The following is a 20,030-nucleotide window of genomic DNA, read 5'->3' as shown; positions in this document are numbered from 1 at the left end:
CACGCTCCCTCGGCACCCCGTCAGCCCCCTCGCCCTGCGTACTCCCCGGCATTCTGGACACCCGGCAAGCCTAGAGCCAGCCACTGACAACCGCCCCGGTCACCGCATATCCACCCCCGATCGGCCCCCTGCCGTAGGGAGCGGCACGCCCGTGCGTCAAACTGGTTTGTGATTGATCGCACTGTTTTACCGTCCGGCATGATGGGGACCACGGTTCCCTGAACAGGCCGACAAGGAGAGAACTCGTGGACGACGTTCTGCGGCGCGCCCCGCTTTTCGCGGCGCTCGATGACGAGCAGGCCGCGGAGCTCCGCGCCTCGATGAGTGAGGTGACCCTCGCGCGCGGCGACGCGCTGTTCCATGAGGGCGACCAGGGTGACCGCCTGTACGTGGTCACCGAGGGCAAGGTGAAGCTCCACCGCACCTCGCCGGACGGGCGGGAGAACATGCTGGCCGTGCTCGGCCCCGGCGAGCTGATCGGTGAGCTGTCGCTGTTCGACCCGGGCCCGCGTACGGCGACCGCCTCCGCGCTGACCGAGGTCAAGCTCCTCGGCCTCGGCCACGGCGACCTGCAACCCTGGCTCAACGCCCGGCCCGAGGTGGCCACCGCGCTGCTGCGCGCGGTCGCCCGACGCCTGCGCAAGACCAACGACCAGATGTCCGACCTGGTCTTCTCCGATGTGCCGGGCCGTGTCGCCCGTGCCCTCCTGGACCTGTCGCGCCGCTTCGGCGTCCAGTCGGAGGAAGGCATCCACGTCGTGCACGACCTCACGCAGGAGGAGCTGGCCCAGCTGGTCGGCGCGTCCCGCGAGACGGTCAACAAGGCCCTCGCCGACTTCGCGGGCCGCGGCTGGCTGCGCCTGGAGGCCCGCGCGGTCATCCTGCTGGACGTGGAGCGCCTCGCGAAGCGCTCGCGCTGACCCGGTGTTCTGGTCTGCCCCGGTATGCGGGCCTGACCCGGTGCTGTGACCTGATGCGTGAGGGCCCCGCGCCGACCGGAGTGCGTACGGTCGCCGCGGGGCCCTCCCGTTCCGGCGTGGCCTCTTCAGTACACGCGAGCCGCTTCAGAGTCGTCAGTACACGCAGGCCGCTTCAGATGAGCCCGTGCTCGGTGAGGTACTCCAGCTGTGCCCGTACCGACAGCTCGGCGGCCGGCCACAGGGAGCGGTCCACGTCGGCGTACACGCGGGCCACCACGTCGGACGGCGTACGGTGCCCCGCCTCCACCGCCGTCTCGACCTGGGCCAGCCGGTGCGCGCGATGGGCCAGATAGAACTCCACCGCCCCCTGCGCGTCCTCCAGCACCGGCCCGTGGCCCGGCAGCACCGTGTGCACGCCGTCGTCGACCGTCAGCGAACGCAGCCGCCGCAGCGTGTCCAGGTACTCCCCGAGCCGCCCGTCCGGGTGCGCGACCACCGTCGTACCGCGGCCGAGAATCGTGTCGCCCGTCAGCACCGCCCGGTCGGCGGGCAGATGGAACGAGAGCGAGTCCGCGGTGTGCCCCGGCGTCGGGACCACCCGCAGTTCCAGGCCGCCGGTGGTGATCACGTCGCCCGCCCCGAGTCCCTCGTCGCCCAGCCGGAGCGCCGGATCCAGGGCCCGTACCTTCGTCCGCGTCAGCTCCGCGAACCGCCCCGCGCCCTCCGCGTGGTCGGGGTGCCCGTGCGTGAGCAGGGTGAGCCCCACCCGCCGGCCGGCCCGCTCCACGGCGTCGATCACAGCCCTCAGGTGTACGTCGTCGAGCGGCCCGGGATCGATGACGACCGCCAGATCGGAGCCGGGCTCGGCGACGATCCAGGTGTTCGTCCCGTCGAGCGTCATCGCGGACGGGTTCGGCGCGAGGACGTTGACCGTACGGGCGGTCGCGGGTCCGGAGGTCACCGTTCCGCGTGGCTGTCCCGGGAGGGCCGCCGCGTCGCTCATGCCGTGCCCCCGCTCTCGCCCGCCCCGGGCTCCTCGCCCGTCGTGGACACGTGCTTGGTGAACTCGTCGTGCCCCGGCCAGCTCAGCACCAGCTCATCCCCCTCCAGACGGGCCTGCGCGAGCACGGGAGTCATGTCCTGGACGTCAGCCGCCCCGAGCGCCTCGGCGGCCGTCCTGTACGGCGTCAGGGCCCGCAGCGTCGACACGGTGGGCGGCATCATCAGCAGCTCGCCCAGGTCGTAGCGGCGGGCGGCCTCCGCCGGCGCGATCCACACCGTACGGTCCGCCTCGGTGGACACGGCCCGGGTGCGCTGCCCCTCGGGGAGCGCGGCGACGAAGAACCAGGTGTCGTACCGCCTCGGCTCGAACTCCGGGGTGATCCAGCGCGCCCAGGCGCCCAGCAGGTCCGAGCGCAGCACCAGCCCGCGCCGGTCCAGGAACTCCGCGAAGGACAGATCGCGGGCGACCAGCGCCTCGCGGTCGGCCTCCCAGTCGGCCCCGGTCGTATCGCTGACCACGGTCCCCGCGGTCGGCCCGGCGAGCAGGACCCCCGCCTCCTCGAACGTCTCGCGCACCGCCGCACAGACGACGGCCTGCGCCTCGGTGACCGTCGCCACGCCGAGCCGGGCGGCCCAGTGCTCCAGGGAGGGCCCGGCCCACCCGATCAGCCGGTCGTCGTCACGCGGATCGACGCCGCCACCCGGATAGGCGTACGCGCCTCCGGCGAACGCCATGGAGGTGCGCCGGCGCAGCATGTGCACCACGGGGCCGGGCGTGGCGGCCTGGGGCCCCGGGTCGCGGAGCAGCATCACGGTGGCGGCCCGCCGGGGTGCCACGGCCGTCAGCTCACCGGCGGCGAGCGCCCGGATCCGGTCGGGCCATTCCGGGGGGTACCACTGACCTTGGGACATGGCCGGAGGCTATCCGGAACCGCGCCGATGTTCGAGGGGCTCCGTGATCACCGCGAGGACCCGACATGCCCCGTACACACGCGACCCCGTACGCACGCGATCCCGCCCGGTCGCGGGGACCGGACGGGATCGGGAGGAGCATCGGCAAGGGTGCGTACGGCTCAGGCGTCGATCAGCTCGACCTGGACCTCGACCTCGACCGGGGCGTCCAGCGGCAGCACGGCGACGCCCACGGCGCTCCGCGCGTGCACGCCCTTGTCGCCCAGGACCGCGCCCAGCAGCTCGCTCGCGCCGTTGACGACGGCCGGCTGCCCGGTGAAGTCGGACGCCGAGGCGACGAAGCCCACGACCTTCACCACGCGCTTGATCCGGTCCAGGTCGCCGGCGACCGACTTCACGGCGGCCAGGGCGTTGAGCGCGCAGGTCTTCGCGAGCTCCTTCGCCTCGTCCGGCGTCACCTCGGCGCCGACCTTGCCGGTGACGGCGAGCTTGCCGTCCACCATCGGGAGCTGGCCCGAGGTGTACACGTACACCCCGGACTGCACGGCCGGCTGGTACGAGGCCAGCGGCGGCACGACGGCGGGCAGGGTCAGGCCGAGCTCTGCGAGCCGCGCCTCGACGGCGCCCGCCACTAGCCCTTCTCCCGCTTCAGGTAGGCCACGAGCTGCTCAGGGTTGTTCGGGCCGGGAACGACCTGGACCAGCTCCCAGCCGTCCTCGCCCCAGGTGTCCAGAATCTGCTTGGTCGCGTGCACGAGAAGGGGCACGGTCGCGTATTCCCACTTGGTCATGGGCCCGACTGTAACGCCTGGCACTGACGGTCCCGTGCGTAGCCCGGGGCCGGACTGGTTAGGCTCGAATACGTGAGCAGGTTCCAGGTCGTCAGTGGCAAGGGCGGTACCGGTAAGACCACGGTCGCCGCCGCCCTCGCGCTCGCCCTCGCGACCGAGGGCAGGCGCACCCTCCTCGTCGAGGTCGAGGGCAGACAGGGCATCGCCCAGCTCTTCGATTCCGACGCGCTTCCCTATGAGGAGCGAAGAATCGCCGTGGCGCCGGGCGGCGGCGAGGTGCACGCGCTGGCGATCGACGCCGAGCTCGCGCTCCTCGACTACCTCCAGATGTTCTACAAGCTCGGCGGCGCGGGCCGGGCCCTGAAGAAGCTCGGCGCGATCGACTTCGCCACCACCATCGCCCCCGGGGTGCGGGACGTCCTGCTGACCGGCAAGGCGTGCGAAGCCGTACGCCGCAAGGACAAGCAGGGCCGGTTCGTCTACGACTACGTGATCATGGACGCCCCGCCGACCGGCCGGATCACCCGCTTCCTGAACGTCAACGACGAGGTGGCGGGGCTGGCCCGGATCGGCCCGATACACAACCAGGCCCAGGCCGTGATGCGGGTGCTGAAGTCGCCCCAGACCGCGGTCCACCTGGTGACCCTCCTGGAGGAGATGCCGGTCCAGGAGACCGCGGACGGCATCGCCGAACTGCGCGCGGCCGATCTCCCGGTGGGCCGCGTCATCGTGAACATGGTGCGCCCGCACCTGGTCGACGAGGAGACCCTCCGCATCGGCGCGACCGGCCGCCGCAAGGAGATCGCGAAGACGCTGACCCGGGCCGGAGTGACCGGTTCCGCCGCCCTCGTACGGCCCCTGATAGAGCAGGCGGCCGAACACGCCGAGCGGGTCGGCCTGGAGCGCGAGCAGCGCGCCGTACTGGCCGGGCTCGGCCTGCCGACGGCTGAGCTCCCGCTGATCGGCGACGGGGTGGGCCTCGCCGCGCTGCACGACCTGGCCACGGAGCTCCGTAAGCAGGGCGTAGGGGAAGAGGCGGATTCATGACACGGGTTACGGCGGCGGCCACGACGAAGGGCGACCCCGACGCGGTCCCGGGGGCGGACGCCGATTCCGGCCCCGGGCACGAGACTGACGCGGTCCCGGGGGCGGACGCCGACGCGGTCCCGGGGCTGGGCGCCGACGCCGTACCTGGGTCGGACACCGAAGCGGTCCCGGGTCTGGGCACCGACGCCGCCCCCAGGTCGCGCACCGACGCCGTACCAGGGCTGGACACCGACGCGCTGCTCGACGACCCGGCCATCCGGATCATCGTCTGCTGCGGCTCCGGCGGCGTCGGCAAGACCACGACCGCCGCGGCCCTCGGCGTACGGGCGGCAGAGCGCGGCCGCAAGGCCGTCGTCCTCACCATCGACCCGGCCCGCCGGCTCGCGCAGTCCATGGGCATCGACCAACTGGACAACGTCCCGCGCCGGGTCGACGGCATCGAGGGCGAGGGCGAACTGCACGCCATGATGCTCGACATGAAGCGGACCTTCGACGAGACCGTGGAGGCGCACGCGGACGCGGAGAGGGCCCGCGCGATCCTGGAGAACCCCTTCTACCAGTCCCTGTCGGCCGGGTTCGCCGGTACGCAGGAGTACATGGCGATGGAGAAGCTCGGGCAGCTCCGGGCGCGCGAGGAGTGGGACCTGATCATCGTCGACACCCCGCCCTCGCGCTCCGCGCTGGACTTCCTGGACGCGCCGAAACGGCTCGGTTCGTTCCTGGACGGGAAGTTCATCCGGCTGCTGATGGCGCCCGCGAAGGTGGGGGGCCGGGCGGGGATGAAGTTCCTCAATGTCGGCATGTCGATGATGACCGGGACCCTGGGCAAGCTGCTCGGCGGGCAGTTCCTGCGGGACGTGCAGACGTTCGTCGCCGCGATGGACACGATGTTCGGCGGCTTCCGCAGCCGCGCGGACGCCACGTACAAGCTGCTCCAGGCCCCCGGCACGGCCTTCCTCGTGGTCGCGACCCCTGAGCGGGACGCGTTGCGTGAGGCCGCCTACTTCGTGGAGCGGCTGGCCGCCGAGGAGATGCCGCTGGCCGGCCTCGTACTCAACCGGGCACACGGCAGCGAGGCTTCCCGGCTCTCGGCCGAGCAGGCGCTCGCCGCCGCAGAAAATCTTGATGACGCCCGCATTGTGGATCAGACGGCCGGGAAAGCTGGTCTTGGCGACCAGGAGGCCCCCGACCCGGCGGTCGCCGCCTCCGAAGCCGTCGCGCCGTCGCTCTCCCCCGAGCCCGAACACGAGAACCCGCACCAGAAGCCGCACGAGACCCAGCACCGGACCCCGCACAAGAACGCCGAGGACACCGAACCCCCCATCGACGTCGACGAGCTGACGGCAGGTCTGCTGCGGCTGCACGCCGAGCGCATGCAGGTCGTCGCCCGCGAACAGCACACCCGCGACCGCTTCACCGAGCTGCACCCCGAGGTCCCGATGACCGCGGTGGCCGCGCTGCCCGGCGACGTACACGACCTGGACGGCCTGCGGGCCATCGGCGACCGCCTCGCGACCGGTTCCGCCCCGGCTCCGGCCGGAGCGTAGACCTCCCGGAGCGGCGTACATCTCAGAGCGGCACAGATCTCCGGCAGCGGCGCAGACCTCGCGCAGCGCCCGAGCCCGACCGCCCTGCCCTCACGGCGGCGTACGCTCCGCGGCGTACCTACCCCACCGCGGCGTACGTCTCGTGCAGTTCGTCGTCCTCCAGCCCCATCACCGCGGGCAGCATGCCGGTGGACCGCTCGTACTCACTGCGTGCGGTCTCCAGCAGCCGGCGCCAGGACGTGACGGTGGGCCGGCGGCGCAGCAGTGCGCGGCGCTCCCGCTCCGTCATTCCGCCCCATACGCCGAACTCGACGCGATGATCCAGCGCATCGGCCAGGCACTCGGTCCGCACCGGGCATCCGGTGCACACCGCCTTGGCCCTGTTCTGCGCTGCCCCTTGTACGAACAGTTCATCCGGATCGGTAGTGCGGCAGGCTGCCTGCGCACTCCAGTCGGTAACCCAGCCCATGCCGGCGCCGTCCTCTCCCGAATCGAGGCTCCCCCACGGCGGTAGCGGCATATTCACCGCTGCCAGTTGAGGACGTTACGGAAGGCGGGGACAGCACAACACCCCCTTCGGGCCCAATCTTGAATGGTCCGAACGGACTATGCGTATGCGGCAGATCACCCAGGGGAGTGAGGGGAAGACATGCGCGACTATCTCCGTGAAAACGGGACAGGCATGCCCGAATCGCAACGGGCGTTCCGTGACACACCGGGCGCTTTCGGGAGCGCCGCAGTGTTCGATTCACCGGCACCCCGGCCGGGAGAAGAATGACCAGAAGAGGTGCATGGGGTTGCAGGGGGGTTGATACGGAACCGGACTGCTGTGACAGTTGGGAGCAGCTTAGGCCAATGCCTGTACGCCTGTCCGGCGAATGAGAACGTAGGCTGCCCCCATGCCAAAGAAGCGCTCGGGCGGGGGTCTCACCACGACCCAGCAGGCCGCCAAGTTCCTCGGTGTCGCCGCACTCTCCGGAGCTGTCCTGGCAGGCATCGCGCTGCCCGCAGCCGGAGCGCTGGGGCTCGCCGCCAAGGGGACGGTCGAAGGATTCGACGAGATCCCCTCCAACCTCAAGACCCCGCCGCTCAGCCAGCGGACCACGATCCTGGACCGTGACGGCGGTGCGATCGCGACGGTCTACTCCCGCGACCGCACGGTGGTGCCGCTCACGGACATCTCCCCGTACATGCAGGACGCGATCATCGCGATCGAGGACTCCCGCTTCTACGAGCACGGGGCGATCGACCTCAAGGGCATCCTGCGCGCGATGAACCGCAACGTGCAGACGGGCGGGACCGCACAGGGCGCATCCACCCTCACCCAGCAGTACGTGAAGAACGTCTTCGTCGAGGAGGCGGGCGACAACCAGGAGAAGGTCGCGCAGGCCACCGAGCAGACGATCGGCCGCAAGGTGCGCGAACTGAAGTACGCGATCCAGGTCGAGGAGGAGCTCGGCAAGCGGAAGATCCTGGAGAACTACCTCAACATCACCTTCTTCGGACAGCAGGCGTACGGCGTCGAGGCCGCATCGCAGCGGTACTTCTCCAAGCGCGCCAAGGACCTGAAGGTGGAGGAGGCCGCGCTGCTCGCCGGCATCGTCCAGTCGCCGACCCGCTTCGACCCGGTCAACGACGCGGAGGAGGCGACCAAGCGCCGCAACATCGTGCTGACCCGGATGGCGGCCACCGGCGCGATCTCGAAGACCGAGGCCGACAAGGCCATGGCAACCCCGATCAAGCTGAAGGTCAGCAAGCCGAAGAACGGCTGCATCACGGCCGTCAGCGGCTCCGGCTTCTTCTGCGACTACGTACGCAAGACGATCCTCACCGACCCCGCCTTCGGCAAGACCGAGGAGGACCGGTCCAAGCTCTGGAACCTCGGCGGCCTGACCATCAAGACCACGCTGGACCCCCGGGCCCAGCAGAGTGCCAACGAGGCGGCCACCGCCAAGGTCAACAAGGCGGACAAGTTCGCGGCGGCCGTGGTGCAGGTCGAGCCGGGCAGCGGCAAGATCCTCTCGATGGGGCAGTCCCGTCCGTACGGCCTGGACCAGAAGCAGAACGAGACCGTGCTCAATCTGGCCGTCAGCAACAGGATGGGCGGCAGCACGTACGGTTTCCAGGTCGGTTCGACGTTCAAGCCGTTCACCGCGGCGGCGGCGCTGGAGAAGGGCATCAGCCCGGCCACGTCGTTCGCGACGGACTGGAAGCTGACGCTGAAGGAGCAGGACTTCAAGGGCTGCTCCGGTTCCCCGGCCGGGTACAGCGACTGGCCGCTGGTGAACGAGCTGGAGTCGGAGAAGGGCTCCTGGGACATGACGGGCGCGCTCGGCAAGTCCATCAACACCTACTTCGCGCTGCTGGAACAGAAGGTCGGCCTTTGCGAGACCATCGAGATGGCGAAGAAGGTGGGGTACGAGCGCGGCGACGGCAAGCCGATCGAGGAGCGCCCGGCGATCACCCTGGGCAGTGAGGTGAGCACCCCGCTCGCCATGGCCGGCGCGTACGCCGCGTTCGCCAACCGGGGCACGTACTGCACGCCGATCGCCATCGAGTCGATCACCGACCCGAACGGCAAGAAGGTCGACGTCCCTCAGTCGAAGTGCTCGCGGGCGATGAGCGAGAGGACCGCGGACACCATCAACCAGATGCTCAAGGGCGTCGTGGAGGACGGCACCGGTACGCGGGCGGGCCTCAGCGACCGGGACAACGCGGGCAAGACGGGTACGACGAACGAGCGCAAGGACGCCTGGTTCGTGGGGTACACCCCCAACCTCTCCACCGCTGTCTGGGTCGGTGACGACGTCGGTGTGCAGAGCCCGATGTTCAACGTCACCATCGGCGGCCAGTACTACGACAAGGTCTGCGGCGGCTGCCTCCCCGGCCCGATCTGGCGCATCGCCATGACCGGCGCGCTGGACGCCTCCGAGACTCCTTCCTTCAACCCCGTCCCCGTCCCCCGGGCGAAGGTGAAGGAGGACGAGGACGAGGACGGCGAAGGTGATCGCGGCCGCGGCCGTGACCGTGGCCGCGAGGACGGCAAGCCCGGCGACAACCGGGGCCCCGGCGTCCAGCTCCCGCCCGGCGTGATCGGCGGGCCGGGCGGCGGCGACGAGCAGGGCGGCGGTTCGCAGGGCCCCTGACGCGGACGCGCGACCGCGCGATCGCGCAGGCAGGGAAGGACAGCAGGCATAAGAAGGGGGCGCCCCGGTCGATGGACCGGGGCGCCCCCTTCTTGCTTTCCTACCTTCTTATGCCTGCCGCATCTAAGCTTCCCGTCGCCCTGCGGCAGCGGGGCCCGCTCCCTCCGGCCCGTTCGCCGGCCCGAGGGGCTCAGCCCGCAAGGTGCTTCTTCACCGAGGCGGCGACCCGGCCGCCCTCCGCGAGACCGGCGACCTTCGGGTTGACGATCTTCATGACGGCGCCCATGGCGCGCGGCCCCTCGGCGCCGGCGGCCTTCGCCTCCTCGACGGCGGACGCCACGATCGCGTTCAGCTCGTCGTCGGTGAGCTGCTTGGGCAGATAGCCGTCGAGCAGCTCGCCCTCCGCCTTCTCCCGCTCGGCCTGCTCGGTCCGGCCGCCCTGGGCGAATGCCTCGGCCGCCTCACGGCGCTTCTTCGCCTCCTTCGCGATCACCTTCTGCACCTCGTCGTCGGAGAGCTCGCGCGCCGACTTGCCGCTGACCTCTTCCTTGGTGATCGCGGTCAGGGTGAGCCGAAGGGTGGACGAGGTCAGCTCGTCACGCGCCTTCATGGCCGTGTGGAGGTCTTCCTTGAGCTTGGACTTGAGCGTGGTCATGCCGCGATTGTGACAGGTGCGGGGCCCCGGCCGCCCGCCGGTTTTCCCCACTCCGTACCGGGTCTGCGACGATGGGCACATGCGCGCACGCTACGGAGTACCCCTGAAAGTCACGGCAGTCGGCGCGGCGGTCGGCGCCGCCGGCCTCGCCTACGCCGCCGGATTCGAGGCCCGCTCGTTCCGTCTGCGACGGGTCACCGTTCCCGTACTGCCGCACGGGGCACGCCCGTTGCGCGTACTCCAGGTCTCCGACATCCACATGGTGAGCGGTCAGCGCAAGAAGCGCGCCTGGCTCCAGTCGCTGGCCGGGCTGCGCCCCGACTTCGTCGTGAACACGGGCGACAACCTCTCCGACCCGGAGGCGGTGCCCGAGGTGCTGGACGCGCTGGGCCCGCTGATGGAGTTCCCGGGGGTGTACGTCTTCGGCTCCAACGACTACTACGGCCCCAAGCTGCGCAACCCGGCCCGCTACCTCCTGGAGAAGGTCCAGGGCAAGCACGGCCTCAACGGCAACGATCCCGCGGTCGGCGTCGTGCACAACCCGTGGGAGCCGATGCGCGACGCCTTCGACGAGGCGGGCTGGCTGAACCTGACGAACACCCGCGGCCGGCTGAAGCTGGACGGGACGGAGGTCGCGTTCACGGGCCTGGACGACCCGCACATCAAGCGTGACCGTTACGCGGAGGTCCAGGGCGGCCCCGAGACCGGCGCGGACCTCTCCATCGCCGTGGTCCACGCCCCGTACCTGCGCTCCCTGGACGCCTTCACGGCCGACGGCTACCCCTTGATCCTGGCCGGCCACACGCACGGCGGCCAGCTGTGCATCCCGTTCTACGGGGCCCTGGTCACCAACTGCGACCTGGACACGGACCGCGTCAAGGGCCTGTCCAGCCACACGGCGGGCGGCCACCGCGCCTACCTCCACGTCTCTGCGGGCTGCGGCGCCAACCGCTACACCCCGGTCCGCTTCGCCTGCCCCCCGGAAGTCACGCTGCTGACGCTCACGGGGCGGGAGTGAGGGACGGGGCCGGGGCGGGGACCGGAGAAAGCGGATTTCGCCTCCGGCCGCAGGTGGGCTAAAGTAATCGATGTCGCCGGGAGACCGGTGGGCATCGGGGTGTAGCGCAGCTTGGCAGCGCGCTTCGTTCGGGACGAAGAGGTCGTGGGTTCAAATCCCGCCACCCCGACAGCTGTAAGACCAGGTCAGGGGCCTGATCCGCTTAGCGGGTCGGGCCCCTGAGTGGTTTCCGGGGGCGTTTTGGGAGCCGTTTGGGAGCCGACTTTGGATTCCGGCTCCCCCGTTGGCTCCCGCAGCGGTTCGGCGTTTCGATCATTCGGCGAGATAGCCCTCGTAGCGGCACCCCGCCCACGTACGCTCTGGTCGTCCGGCGCACCGCGCCGGGCGCACGAGGGGGGCACCGTGGATCATCTGTTCACTGTCGACGGCCGGACGGCCACGCCAATATCGCGGACCGGGCTCGCCGCCGAGGGCCTGCTGGAGCGGCAGCATCTCCAGGAGTGGGTGATCGCCCATCCCCAGGTGCTCGGGGAGTCGGTGCTCGTGATCACCGCGGAGTACGACCGGTGGGCCGACACTGATGGGGTTCCGGCCCGCGACCGGCTGGACGTGCTCGGGTTGGATGCGACCGGGCGCCTCGTCGTAGTCGAGCTGAAGCGGGGGACGGCCGACCGGGACGTGCACCTCCAGGCGATCACCTACGCCGCCCTGGTGTCCCGCTTCGACCTCGACACCCTCACCCAGGCGCACCGCGACTTCCTGTCGCGCAGGGGGCAGACCCTCGACATCGGTGCGTGCAGGCAGCGGCTGCTCGACCACGTGGACGGGGAGTGGAGCCCGGCGTTGCTCCAGCGGCCCCGGCAGGTGATCATTGCCGCCGACTTCCCCAAGCAGGTCACCCACTCCGTCGTCTGGCTTTCGGAGATGGGCATCGACATCGACCTCGTCCAGGTCGGCCTGTGGCGGGTGGAAGGGCACATCGTCGCCGGGTTCACCAAGGTCTATCCGACACCGGAGGTCGAGGAGTTCACGCTCACCCCGACCCGGGTCGAAGGCGAGGCGGCGGCCAAGAAGTTGCAGGAGCGATCGCGTTCACGGAACGCCGTCCACGTGCTCGTCGGTGCGGGCCTGTTGCCTGATGGGACGAGGCTGCTCATGACACCGCGCCACGGTGTGACGGAAGCGATCCGCGCCGAGATCCGGGCGTGGGTGGCGCAGGGCACCGGCCGGGCAGCCGTCACCTGGACCAATGACACCGCAAGCCACTGGTCTGGGATGCGGACGGAGCCTCCTACTCCCCTACCGGGCTGGCCAACCACGTCTTCACGAGCGTGACCGGACGCACCGCCGACGGCATACAAGGAACGACGTGGTGGGACGTGGACACCGCCCATGTGCCCGCCGACGTCGACCCCGAAGCATGGGCCACGCTGGCAGGGTCCGACCTCACCGGGCTGGCCAGGCAGCTCAGCGGCACTCGCAAGGACTGGAACGGGCTGCACACTCTGCTGGGTGATGGACCACCTACGGCGACCTGGCGGCAGCGGTCGGGAGCCATGCCGTCCCCATAGGTCAGCACCTCGGCACCTGCGGTCGATGCCCCAACCCCTGGCGCGTCCTCACGGCCGCCGGGAAGGTCAGCCCCGGCTTCCAGTGGTCCGACCACTCGCGTACGGACACCGCCGCATCTCTCCTGATCAGGGAAGGCGTGCGCTTCGATGGGGACACCGCCGACCCGGACCAGCGCCTGCGCCAGGACGAGCTCCGACACGTCCTCGACGGCTGAGAGCCCTTCGAAGCCCTCAGCCCATCGTGACCGGTCCCCGGCTCAGGCCCCCGAACCCCCGAACCGCTCCCGATAGGACTCCAGGTCCTCCTCCGTGATCTTCGCGAAGAGAACCGGCGGGACCGTGAACGGTGTGCCGGCCGGGACCGAGGCCAGGGACTTCGCCTCCTCGGTCGTCACCCAGGTCGCGGTGTCGGCCGGCAGGGCGAAGGCACCGCGCATGGCGGCGGCCGAAGCCGGGATGAAGGGTTCGGAGACGATCGCGTAGAGGTGGATGAGGTTCATCGCGGTGCGCAGGGTGAGCGCCGCGCCCCCCGGGTCGGTCTTGATCTCCAGCCAGGGGGCCTTCTCCTCCAGGTAGGAGTTGCCCGCCGACCACAGGGCCCGCAGCGCGGCGGCGGCCTTGCGGTACTGGAGGGCGTCCATGTGCTCCTCGTACTCCGCCAGGAGGCGTGCGATCTCCTCGCCGAGGCGCGTCTCCGCCTCGCCGGCCGGCGTGCCCGCGGGGACCTCGTCGCCGAAGCGCTTGCGGGAGAAGGACAGGACGCGGTTGACGAAGTTGCCGAGGGTGTCGGCCAGGTCCTTGTTGACCGTGGCGGCGAAGTGCTCCCAGGTGAAGGAGGAGTCGTCGGACTCGGGGGCGTTGGCGATCAGGAAATAGCGCCAGTAGTCGGCGGGCAGCGTCTCCAGTGCGGCGTCGGTGAAGATGCCGCGCTTCTGCGAGGTGGAGAACTTGCCGCCGTAATACGTCAGCCAGTTGAAGCCCTTGACGACGTCGACCTTCTTCCACGGCTCGCGCACACCGAGCTCCGTGGCCGGGAACATCACCGTGTGGAACGGGACGTTGTCCTTGGCCATGAACTGCGTGTAGCGGACCGTGTCGTCGGCCTCGTACCACCACGACTTCCAGTCGCGGGTCTCACCGTCCGGGGCGGCGTCCGACCACTCCTTCGTCGCGCCGATGTACTCGATCGGGGCGTCGAACCAGACGTAGAAGACCTTGCCCTCGGCCGCCAGCTCCGGCCAGGTGTCGGCCGGGACCGGAACGCCCCAGTCCAGGTCACGGGTGATCGCCCGGTCGTGCAGGCCCTCGGTCAGCCACTTGCGGGCGATCGAGGACGACAGCTGGGGCCACTGCTCCTCGTGCACCGCCACCCACGCCTCGACCTCGTGCTGGAGCTTCGACTGGAGCAGGAACAGGTGCTTGGTCTCGCGGACCTCCAGCTCGGTGGAGCCGCTGATCGCCGAGCGCGGGTCGATCAGGTCGGTCGGGTCCAGGACGCGGGTGCAGTTCTCGCACTGGTCGCCGCGCGCCTTGTCGTAACCGCAGTGCGGGCAGGTCCCCTCGACGTACCGGTCGGGGAGGAAGCGGGCGTCGACCGGCGAGTAGACCTGGCGGATCGCCCGCTCCTCGATGAACCCGTTCTCCTTCAGCCTCCGCGCGAAGTGCTGGGTGATCTCGACGTTCTGCTGCGAGGAGCTGCGGCCGAAGTAGTCGAAGGCCAGCTGGAAGCCGTCGTACACGGCCTTCTGCGCGTCGTGAGCCTGCGCGCAGAACTCCGCCACCGACACTCCGGCGGCCTTGGCCGCCAGCTCGGCGGGCGTCCCGTGCTCGTCGGTCGCGCAGATGTAGAGGACGTCGTAACCGCGCTGGCGGAGGTACCGGGAGTACACGTCCGCCGGAAGCATCGACCCGACCATGTTGCCCAGGTGCTTGATCCCATTGATGTAGGGAAGCGCGCTGGTTACCAGGTGTCGAGCCATCCGTGGATGCTCCATTTCGTACGGCGCCGATGGCGATGCCACGGCGGACCCAAGTCGGGAGGTTGCAGCGGGCACGGCTGCTCGAGCAGCTCAGCCCGGACCACCGGCGATGGCGGTGGGAGCTGTGACCCCCGCAATCGTATGGCACCGGGGTACCGCCCCGGCGAGCTGTTTGTTCCTTGGACGGCGGCGGTCGAAAGCACACTCGGTTACGTGCCCGGCCTCGCATGCCCCTTACGTGCGGGGGAACGCCCGTCTGTAGTCGCTCGGCGACACACCGATCTGCTTGAGGAAGTGGTGGCGGAGGTTGTTCGCCGTGCCGAGGCCGCTCAGCTCCCCGATCCTGGCGACCGGCAGGTCCGTCGATTCCAGCAGGCCCTGGGCCCGTCGCAGGCGCTGGTTGAGCAGCCATTGCAGCGGGGTCGCCCCGGTGGCTGCCTGGAGTCGCCGGTAGAGCGTGCGCGGGCTCATCGCCGCGTGCTGCGCCAGGTCCTCGACGGTCAGCGGTTGGTCGAGGCGCGCCCGGGCCCAGTCCAGTACGGGCGCGAGGCCCCGGTCGTCGGTGGCGGGCACCGGCTGGTCGATGAACTGCGCCTGGCCGCCGGGGCGGTGCGCGGGGACCACCATGCGGCGGGCCAGCTGGTTGGCGACGTGCGAACCGAGGTCGCGGCGTACGAGGTGGAGGCAGAGGTCGAGTCCCGCGGTGAGTCCGGCGCTGGTGAGCACGTCGCCGTCGTCCACGTACAGCACCGAGTCGTCGACCTGCACCTTCGGGTAGCGCGCGGCCAGCTGGGCGGTGTGCATCCAGTGCGCGGTGGCGCGGCGGCCGTCCAGGATGCCGGCCTCCGCGAGTGCGAAGGCTCCGGTGCACAGGGAGACCATGCGGGCTCCGGCGTCGTAGGCCACGCGCAGGGCCGCGATCAGTTCCGGAGGCAGCGGTCTGGCTTCCTCCACACAGGCGTCGGGCACCGAGGGGACGATCACCGTGTCCGCGTCCGCGAGGTCGGCGAGGCCGTAGCGGGTGCGCAGCGACAGCCCCGCGTCGCTCGGGGGGCTGTCCGGGTCGGACGCCCGCGTGCCGCACAGCCGCAGGTCGTACCAGGGGTCCGCCAGGTCCGGCTGCGGCTTCCCGAAGACCGTGCAGGGGATGCTCAGTTCGTACAGGTCCCAGGAAGGGAGTCCGATCTCCTCGGTCACGACCACGGCGACAGATCCAGCGCTCATGCCCGCCAGCCTATGGCAGGAATTTGGTGATGACCGTCACCACTGTCACTATCCCGGGCCTTCGCGTGCTGCGAGCGTGGTGCGTACGTGATCAAGAGCCCGAGCGCGGGCAGACAGGGAGTTGGGGCATGAGTTTCGATCGTTCGGCCGTGACCGTCATCGGATTGGGCTCGATGGGTTCGGCGCTGGCCGCCACCTTGCTGGAGCGGGGCCACGCGACGACGGTGTGGAACCGTTCGGCGCACAAGGCGCAGGCGCTGGTCGACCGGGGCGCGCGGCCGGCCGCGACGCCCGAGGAGGCGATCGCGGCGAGCCCGCTGATCATCGTGTGCGTACTGGACTACGACGCGCTGCACACCACCCTCGACCCCATCGCGGACTCCCTGGCGGGCAAGGCCGTGGTCAACCTCACCTCCGGCACCCCGGAGCAGGCCCAGGAAGCCGCCGCATGGGCCCGCTCGTACGGTGCCGACTACCTCGACGGCGCGATCATGACCACTCCTCCGGGGGTCGGCAACCCCGAGATGATGTTCCTCTACAGCGGGTCGCAGACCGTCCTCGACGCCCATCGTCCGACGCTGGCGACCCTGGGCGAGCCGCTGCTCCTGGGCGCCGACCCGGGTCTGGCCTCCCTCTACGACGCCGCCCTCCTCGGCCTGATGTGGTCCACCATGACCGGCTGGCTGCACGGCACCGCGCTGGTCGGCGCGGAGAAGACCGAGGCCACGGCCTTCACTCCCGTCGCGATCCGCTGGCTGAGCGCCGTGAACGGCTTCCTGACCACCTACGCCTCCCAGGTCGACGCCGGCCGCTACCCGGGCGACGACGCCACCGTCGACGTACAGATCGCCGCCATCGACCACCTTCTCCACGCCGCGGCGGCCCGGGGCATCGACAACGCCCTGCCCGAACTCCTCAAGGCCACCATGGAGCGGACCCGGGACGCGGGCCACGGCTCCGACAGCTACGCGAGCGTGATCGAGGTCCTGAGGAAGGGGACGAAGGAGGAGACGCGGCGGAAGGCGCAGGAGGAGGTGGGCAGCGTATGAGCGCCGTGGCCCCGGCTGCCGCCACCGCCCCTCCGCCAGCCCCCTCGGCCGCCGCCCCGCCGTGGACGGACCTGCTGGCCGCCGCCACCGACGACTGCCTGGCCGCCCTCGGGGCGGGAGCCGGGCAGGACTGGTCGCGTCGAGCCCATGGCCTCGACTGGTCCTGCCGCCAGACCCTGGACCACCTCGCCCTCGGTCTGACGGGGTACGCGGGCCTGCTCATCGCCCGCCCCGTCGACCGATACGTCACGCTCTTCGCCTCCCTCGACCCTCACGCCCCCATCCCCGACTGTCTGGACGGCCTCCGGATCGCCGCGTCCCTCCTCGCCTCCACCGTCCGCGACACGGCTGCTGACGTACGGGCATGGCACCCCTGGGGGCACTCCGACGCCACCGGTTTCGCAGCCATGGGGATCATCGAACTGACCCTGCATACCTACGACATCACCCGGGCCCTCGGTCTCCCCTGGGACCCGCCGGAGGACACCAGCGCCGCCGTGCTGGCCCGGCTCTTCCCCGACGCGCCCTCCGGGCACCGCCCGTCCGACACCCTGCTGTGGTGCACGGGCCGCGCCTCGCTTCCCGGCCTGCCCCGGAAGGCGGGCTGGCAGTGGGACGGCACCGTGCGCTGACCACTGCCCGCCCGTGGGCCGTCTCCTCACATCCGTACGCCCTCCTGCCCGGTTGCCCCACTCCGGCGCAGGGGGGCGCGGGTGTGTCGTTGAAGACGTGGGCGTGGGCGAGGGCGTGCCGTTGAGCCGTTCGGATGAACTTGGTTCCCTCCCACCTTCCCTCCCCGTGCCTCAGACCGCTCGAATCACTGCTGTACCGGGGCGGCCAGACGCACAACATTCCCCCTAACTTGCCTGTTCCGACACGGAGTTATGCGTTTATCTACGCGCGGAGCAACGCCGCCCCGGCAATCATCCGGGCATATCAGACGACTTCTCGCGCGGGCATTACCGGCGGGTACCGCGAGCTGCTAGAAACTGCCTCACTCCTTCAACCCCCCACTCACCCCCCACACTTCGAAGGAACGGCAGCCATGTCCGTACGCAGTACAGCCATGCCCGTACGCAGCACACCCCCGTCCGTACGCCGGAAAGCCCTGTCCGTACGGGGGAAGGCCCTGTCCGTACGGGGGTTCTGGGCGTCCCTCTCCACTCTGGCCCTCGCCGCCGTGGCCGCTCTCGGCGTCGCCGGGCCGGCCGCCGCAGCGGATTCGGCCGCGGCGGGCGGCTATGTCGCCCTCGGCGACTCCTACTCCTCCGGCGTCGGCGCCGGGGACTACCTCCCCGACAGCGGCGACTGCCGACGCAGCACCAACGCCTACCCGCAGCTGTGGGCGGCGGCGAACTCCCCCGCCTCCTTCGCCTTCGTCGCCTGCTCGGGCGCGACCACCTCCTCCGTGGCCAGTGGTCAGCTCGGTGCTCTGAACGCCTCGACGTCACTGGTCAGCGTGACGGCCGGGGGCAACGACGTCGGGTTCGCCGATGTCATGCAGGACTGCGTGCTCCAGAGCGAAGCCGTCTGCGTCAACAGCGTGAACGCCGCGATCTCCCGGATGAACGGCACCCTGCCCGGGAGCCTGGATTCGCTGTACGCCGGCATCCGTGCCGGCGCGCCCGGGGCCCAGGTCGTCGTCCTCGGCTACCCGCGCTTCTACCAGTTGTCGGGCAGCTGCGTAGCGGGCCTCACCGAGACCGAACGGGCCGCGATCAACGACGCGTCGGACGTGCTGAACGGCGTCCTCGCCAAGCGGGCCGCCGACGCCGGGTTCACCTTCTCCAGCGTGGTCGACGAGTTCACCGGCCATGAGCTGTGCTCCGGCGATCCCTGGCTCCACAGCGTGACCGTCCCGGTCTACAACTCGTACCACCCCAAGGCCGCGGGGCAGTCGGGCGGCTACCTGCCCGCCTTCCGTTCGGCGCTCTAGCTCTAGCTCTAGCTGTCGGTGTAGCTGTAGTTGTAGGTGTCAGGGAATACGGGTGCGCCGGGGCGCGCCTGTTGCCTGCGGGGGGGGGCGGCTCACGGGGAGACCAGCGAGCCGCCGCCTTCCGATGGTTCTGTCTGTCCTGTCGGTCATGAGAACGAGTGTGGACCCCACCACTGACAATCACCGGGGCGCGGCCTGCGAGAGCACCGCTGACCTGGCGTGATGTCTAACGGGCCGTGGGACGCGTCGCCTTGATCGAGTACATCAGCGGGATGCGCGGCCGGTCGGCCGGGAAGCGGAAATGGCCGTCCGGATGCCGCTCCAGCGTGCCGAAGCGCCGGAACAGCGTGGCGTCGTGCTCGTGGAGGAACTCGATCCGCAGACCGGTCGCCGCGAGCGCCGACACCACCTCCCCCACCGGGTGCTGCCACTCGACGCTGCGGTTGTGCACGGTCGGCGCGTCGAAGTCCGCGTACGTGCCGGGCGTCTCGTTCACCCATGCCTCACGGCTGAAGTAGTCGTGGGTGACGACCGAACCCGTGCCGTCGTCGAGCGTGTCGGTGAGCGGGTGGAACTCCGCGAGATACAGGAACCCGCCGGGCGCGACCAGCGAGGCCGCGGTCTCGGCCCAGCGCTCGACGTCGGGCAGCCAGTTCAGCGCGCCGACGCCCGTGTAGACGATGTCGTACGCGGAGTCGGGGACGGCGGTCGGGGCGTCGTACACATCGGCGGTGACGAACGCCGCGCGGTCCGGGCCGAGCTCCAGCGACCTGGCGAGGCCCCGGGCGGTCTCCACCGCGGGTTGGGAGAAGTCCAGGCCCACGACCTGCGCCGCGCCGTGCCGCGCCCAGGACAGGGTGTCGAGACCGATGTGGCACTGGAGGTGCAGCAGGGTCTTTCCCGTGACGTCGCCGACCTCCGCGAGCTCGAAGGGGCGCAGCACATCCGTGCCCGCGCGGAACGCCTCAAGATCGTAGAAGTCGCTCGCCACGTGGATCGGCACGCGCTCGTCCCAGCGCGCGCGGTTGGCTTCCTGCCAGTCGTCCGGATTCGGGGATGCCGGAGGGGGCGGAGAGGTCGGGGATGCCGGAGGGGGCGGGGAGGTCGGAGGGGGCATGCCCGTGAAACTACCCATGGGGCGGGAGGGGTGCGAATGGTTATCCACAGGCGGTGCGGACCGGACCGGTGTTCGTCGGCAGGTTGTCCACAGGCTTCCCCGGTCGGGCGGGAGATC

The 20,030-nt window shown here is 70.5% G+C and carries 19 protein-coding genes and 1 tRNA gene; 11 read left to right on the top strand and 9 right to left on the bottom strand.

What is annotated here, in order from left to right; genetic code table 11:
* The first annotated feature begins 245 nt into the window (after positions 1-245).
* Positions 246-920: a Crp/Fnr family transcriptional regulator gene (locus ACLJPL_RS05915; RefSeq protein ID WP_003967450.1), complete on the top strand. Its 675-nt coding sequence runs from the start codon at positions 246-248 to the stop codon at positions 918-920.
* Between the two features lie 172 nt (positions 921-1,092).
* Here the strand turns inward: ACLJPL_RS05915 and ACLJPL_RS05910 are convergent, their stop codons facing one another.
* From ACLJPL_RS05910 to ACLJPL_RS05895, 4 genes are all read right to left on the bottom strand, one after another.
* Entirely contained in the window at positions 1,093-1,923 is an 831-nt protein-coding gene (locus ACLJPL_RS05910; RefSeq protein WP_411079616.1) for an MBL fold metallo-hydrolase, read from the bottom strand.
* Positions 1,920-2,834: an NUDIX hydrolase gene (locus ACLJPL_RS05905; RefSeq protein WP_411079615.1), complete on the bottom strand. Its 915-nt coding sequence runs from the start codon at positions 2,832-2,834 to the stop codon at positions 1,920-1,922. Before ACLJPL_RS05905 ends, ACLJPL_RS05910 begins: the two co-directional genes overlap by 4 nt.
* Positions 2,835-2,995: 161 nt before the next feature.
* Positions 2,996-3,466: a RidA family protein gene (locus ACLJPL_RS05900; protein WP_411079614.1), complete on the bottom strand. Its 471-nt coding sequence runs from the start codon at positions 3,464-3,466 to the stop codon at positions 2,996-2,998.
* Positions 3,466-3,624 (bottom strand): DUF4177 domain-containing protein, encoded by a 159-nt coding sequence (locus ACLJPL_RS05895; RefSeq protein ID WP_019888269.1) that lies wholly within the window; start codon positions 3,622-3,624, stop codon positions 3,466-3,468. Before ACLJPL_RS05895 ends, ACLJPL_RS05900 begins: the two co-directional genes overlap by 1 nt.
* A gap of 72 nt (positions 3,625-3,696) precedes the next feature.
* Between ACLJPL_RS05895 and ACLJPL_RS05890 the strand changes: the two genes are divergently transcribed.
* Together ACLJPL_RS05890 and ACLJPL_RS05885 are read left to right on the top strand one after the other, a co-directional pair.
* Positions 3,697-4,671 carry an ArsA family ATPase gene (locus tag ACLJPL_RS05890; protein WP_411079613.1) on the top strand — a complete coding sequence of 325 codons (975 nt, stop codon included), beginning with the start codon at positions 3,697-3,699 and terminating at the stop codon, positions 4,669-4,671.
* A complete protein-coding gene (locus ACLJPL_RS05885) occupies positions 4,668-6,218 on the top strand; it encodes an ArsA family ATPase (RefSeq protein WP_411079612.1) in 1,551 nt (516 codons plus the stop codon). The genes ACLJPL_RS05890 and ACLJPL_RS05885 overlap by 4 nt, the downstream gene beginning before the upstream one ends.
* Positions 6,219-6,336: 118 nt before the next feature.
* On the opposite strand, the gene ACLJPL_RS05880 is transcribed toward ACLJPL_RS05885, so the two are convergent.
* Positions 6,337-6,687: a WhiB family transcriptional regulator gene (locus ACLJPL_RS05880; protein ID WP_411079611.1), complete on the bottom strand. Its 351-nt coding sequence runs from the start codon at positions 6,685-6,687 to the stop codon at positions 6,337-6,339.
* Between the two features lie 430 nt (positions 6,688-7,117).
* Between ACLJPL_RS05880 and ACLJPL_RS05875 the strand changes: the two genes are divergently transcribed.
* Complete coding sequence (locus tag ACLJPL_RS05875; protein ID WP_411079610.1) at positions 7,118-9,364, top strand: transglycosylase domain-containing protein; 2,247 nt, start codon at positions 7,118-7,120, stop codon at positions 9,362-9,364.
* 190 nt (positions 9,365-9,554) lie between these two features.
* Here ACLJPL_RS05875 and ACLJPL_RS05870 read toward each other — a convergent pair whose 3' ends face one another.
* Positions 9,555-10,019, bottom strand: coding sequence for a GatB/YqeY domain-containing protein (locus ACLJPL_RS05870; protein WP_411079609.1), 465 nt, complete (start codon positions 10,017-10,019; stop codon positions 9,555-9,557).
* 79 nt (positions 10,020-10,098) lie between these two features.
* Here ACLJPL_RS05870 and ACLJPL_RS05865 point away from each other — a divergent pair, with 79 nt between their 5' ends.
* From ACLJPL_RS05865 to ACLJPL_RS05850, 4 genes are all read left to right on the top strand, one after another.
* The gene (locus ACLJPL_RS05865) at positions 10,099-11,037 is read left to right on the top strand and encodes a metallophosphoesterase (protein ID WP_411079608.1); all 939 of its coding nucleotides are present in this window, start codon (positions 10,099-10,101) and stop codon (positions 11,035-11,037) included.
* 95 nt (positions 11,038-11,132) lie between these two features.
* A tRNA-Pro gene (locus ACLJPL_RS05860) sits at positions 11,133-11,206 on the top strand.
* Positions 11,207-11,439: 233 nt separating this feature from the next.
* Complete coding sequence (locus ACLJPL_RS05855; protein WP_411079607.1) at positions 11,440-12,372, top strand: hypothetical protein; 933 nt, start codon at positions 11,440-11,442, stop codon at positions 12,370-12,372.
* A complete protein-coding gene (locus ACLJPL_RS05850; protein WP_411079606.1) occupies positions 12,369-12,608 on the top strand; it encodes a hypothetical protein in 240 nt (79 codons plus the stop codon). Before ACLJPL_RS05855 ends, ACLJPL_RS05850 begins: the two co-directional genes overlap by 4 nt.
* Before the next feature lie 257 nt (positions 12,609-12,865).
* On the opposite strand, the gene metG is transcribed toward ACLJPL_RS05850, so the two are convergent.
* Positions 12,866-14,587 (bottom strand): methionine--tRNA ligase, encoded by a 1,722-nt coding sequence (gene metG / locus ACLJPL_RS05845; RefSeq protein WP_411079605.1) that lies wholly within the window; start codon positions 14,585-14,587, stop codon positions 12,866-12,868.
* A 234-nt stretch (positions 14,588-14,821) separates the two neighbouring features.
* On the bottom strand, positions 14,822-15,790 hold the full coding sequence (locus tag ACLJPL_RS05840; protein WP_411080024.1) for a GlxA family transcriptional regulator: 969 nt from the start codon (positions 15,788-15,790) through the stop codon (positions 14,822-14,824).
* A gap of 149 nt (positions 15,791-15,939) precedes the next feature.
* Between ACLJPL_RS05840 and ACLJPL_RS05835 the strand changes: the two genes are divergently transcribed.
* From ACLJPL_RS05835 to ACLJPL_RS05825, 3 genes are all read left to right on the top strand, one after another.
* The gene (locus ACLJPL_RS05835; protein ID WP_411079604.1) at positions 15,940-16,860 is read left to right on the top strand and encodes an NAD(P)-dependent oxidoreductase; all 921 of its coding nucleotides are present in this window, start codon (positions 15,940-15,942) and stop codon (positions 16,858-16,860) included.
* Entirely contained in the window at positions 16,857-17,492 is a 636-nt protein-coding gene (locus ACLJPL_RS05830) for a maleylpyruvate isomerase N-terminal domain-containing protein (RefSeq protein WP_411079603.1), read from the top strand. The genes ACLJPL_RS05835 and ACLJPL_RS05830 overlap by 4 nt, the downstream gene beginning before the upstream one ends.
* 497 nt (positions 17,493-17,989) lie before the next feature.
* A complete protein-coding gene (locus ACLJPL_RS05825; RefSeq protein ID WP_411080023.1) occupies positions 17,990-18,796 on the top strand; it encodes an SGNH/GDSL hydrolase family protein in 807 nt (268 codons plus the stop codon).
* Between the two features lie 226 nt (positions 18,797-19,022).
* Here ACLJPL_RS05825 and ACLJPL_RS05820 read toward each other — a convergent pair whose 3' ends face one another.
* Positions 19,023-19,913 carry a class I SAM-dependent methyltransferase gene (locus ACLJPL_RS05820; RefSeq protein ID WP_411079602.1) on the bottom strand — a complete coding sequence of 297 codons (891 nt, stop codon included), beginning with the start codon at positions 19,911-19,913 and terminating at the stop codon, positions 19,023-19,025.
* Positions 19,914-20,030: the final 117 nt, after the last annotated feature.

The sequence above is a fragment of the Streptomyces sp. cmx-18-6 genome (assembly GCF_046548915.1).
Classification (GTDB): domain Bacteria; phylum Actinomycetota; class Actinomycetes; order Streptomycetales; family Streptomycetaceae; genus Streptomyces.
Note: the sequence above shows the minus strand (reverse complement) of the source record. Positions and strands in the feature narration are given on the sequence as shown.

What these genes read in the sequence shown, in the direction of transcription:
- ACLJPL_RS05865 (WP_411079608.1), top strand. Translation starts at nt 10,099, where the DNA reads ATGCGCGCACGCTACGGAGTACCCCTGAAAGTCACGGCAGTCGGCGCG.
- ACLJPL_RS05830 (WP_411079603.1), top strand. Translation starts at nt 16,857, where the DNA reads ATGAGCGCCGTGGCCCCGGCTGCCGCCACCGCCCCTCCGCCAGCCCCC.
- metG (WP_411079605.1), bottom strand. Translation starts at nt 14,587, where the DNA reads ATGGCTCGACACCTGGTAACCAGCGCGCTTCCCTACATCAATGGGATC.
- ACLJPL_RS05875 (WP_411079610.1), top strand. Translation starts at nt 7,118, where the DNA reads ATGCCAAAGAAGCGCTCGGGCGGGGGTCTCACCACGACCCAGCAGGCC.
- ACLJPL_RS05895 (WP_019888269.1), bottom strand. Translation starts at nt 3,624, where the DNA reads ATGACCAAGTGGGAATACGCGACCGTGCCCCTTCTCGTGCACGCGACC.
- ACLJPL_RS05885 (WP_411079612.1), top strand. Translation starts at nt 4,668, where the DNA reads ATGACACGGGTTACGGCGGCGGCCACGACGAAGGGCGACCCCGACGCG.
- ACLJPL_RS05820 (WP_411079602.1), bottom strand. Translation starts at nt 19,913, where the DNA reads ATGCCCCCTCCGACCTCCCCGCCCCCTCCGGCATCCCCGACCTCTCCG.
- ACLJPL_RS05870 (WP_411079609.1), bottom strand. Translation starts at nt 10,019, where the DNA reads ATGACCACGCTCAAGTCCAAGCTCAAGGAAGACCTCCACACGGCCATG.
- ACLJPL_RS05905 (WP_411079615.1), bottom strand. Translation starts at nt 2,834, where the DNA reads ATGTCCCAAGGTCAGTGGTACCCCCCGGAATGGCCCGACCGGATCCGG.
- ACLJPL_RS05910 (WP_411079616.1), bottom strand. Translation starts at nt 1,923, where the DNA reads ATGAGCGACGCGGCGGCCCTCCCGGGACAGCCACGCGGAACGGTGACC.
- ACLJPL_RS05835 (WP_411079604.1), top strand. Translation starts at nt 15,940, where the DNA reads ATGAGTTTCGATCGTTCGGCCGTGACCGTCATCGGATTGGGCTCGATG.
- ACLJPL_RS05880 (WP_411079611.1), bottom strand. Translation starts at nt 6,687, where the DNA reads ATGGGCTGGGTTACCGACTGGAGTGCGCAGGCAGCCTGCCGCACTACC.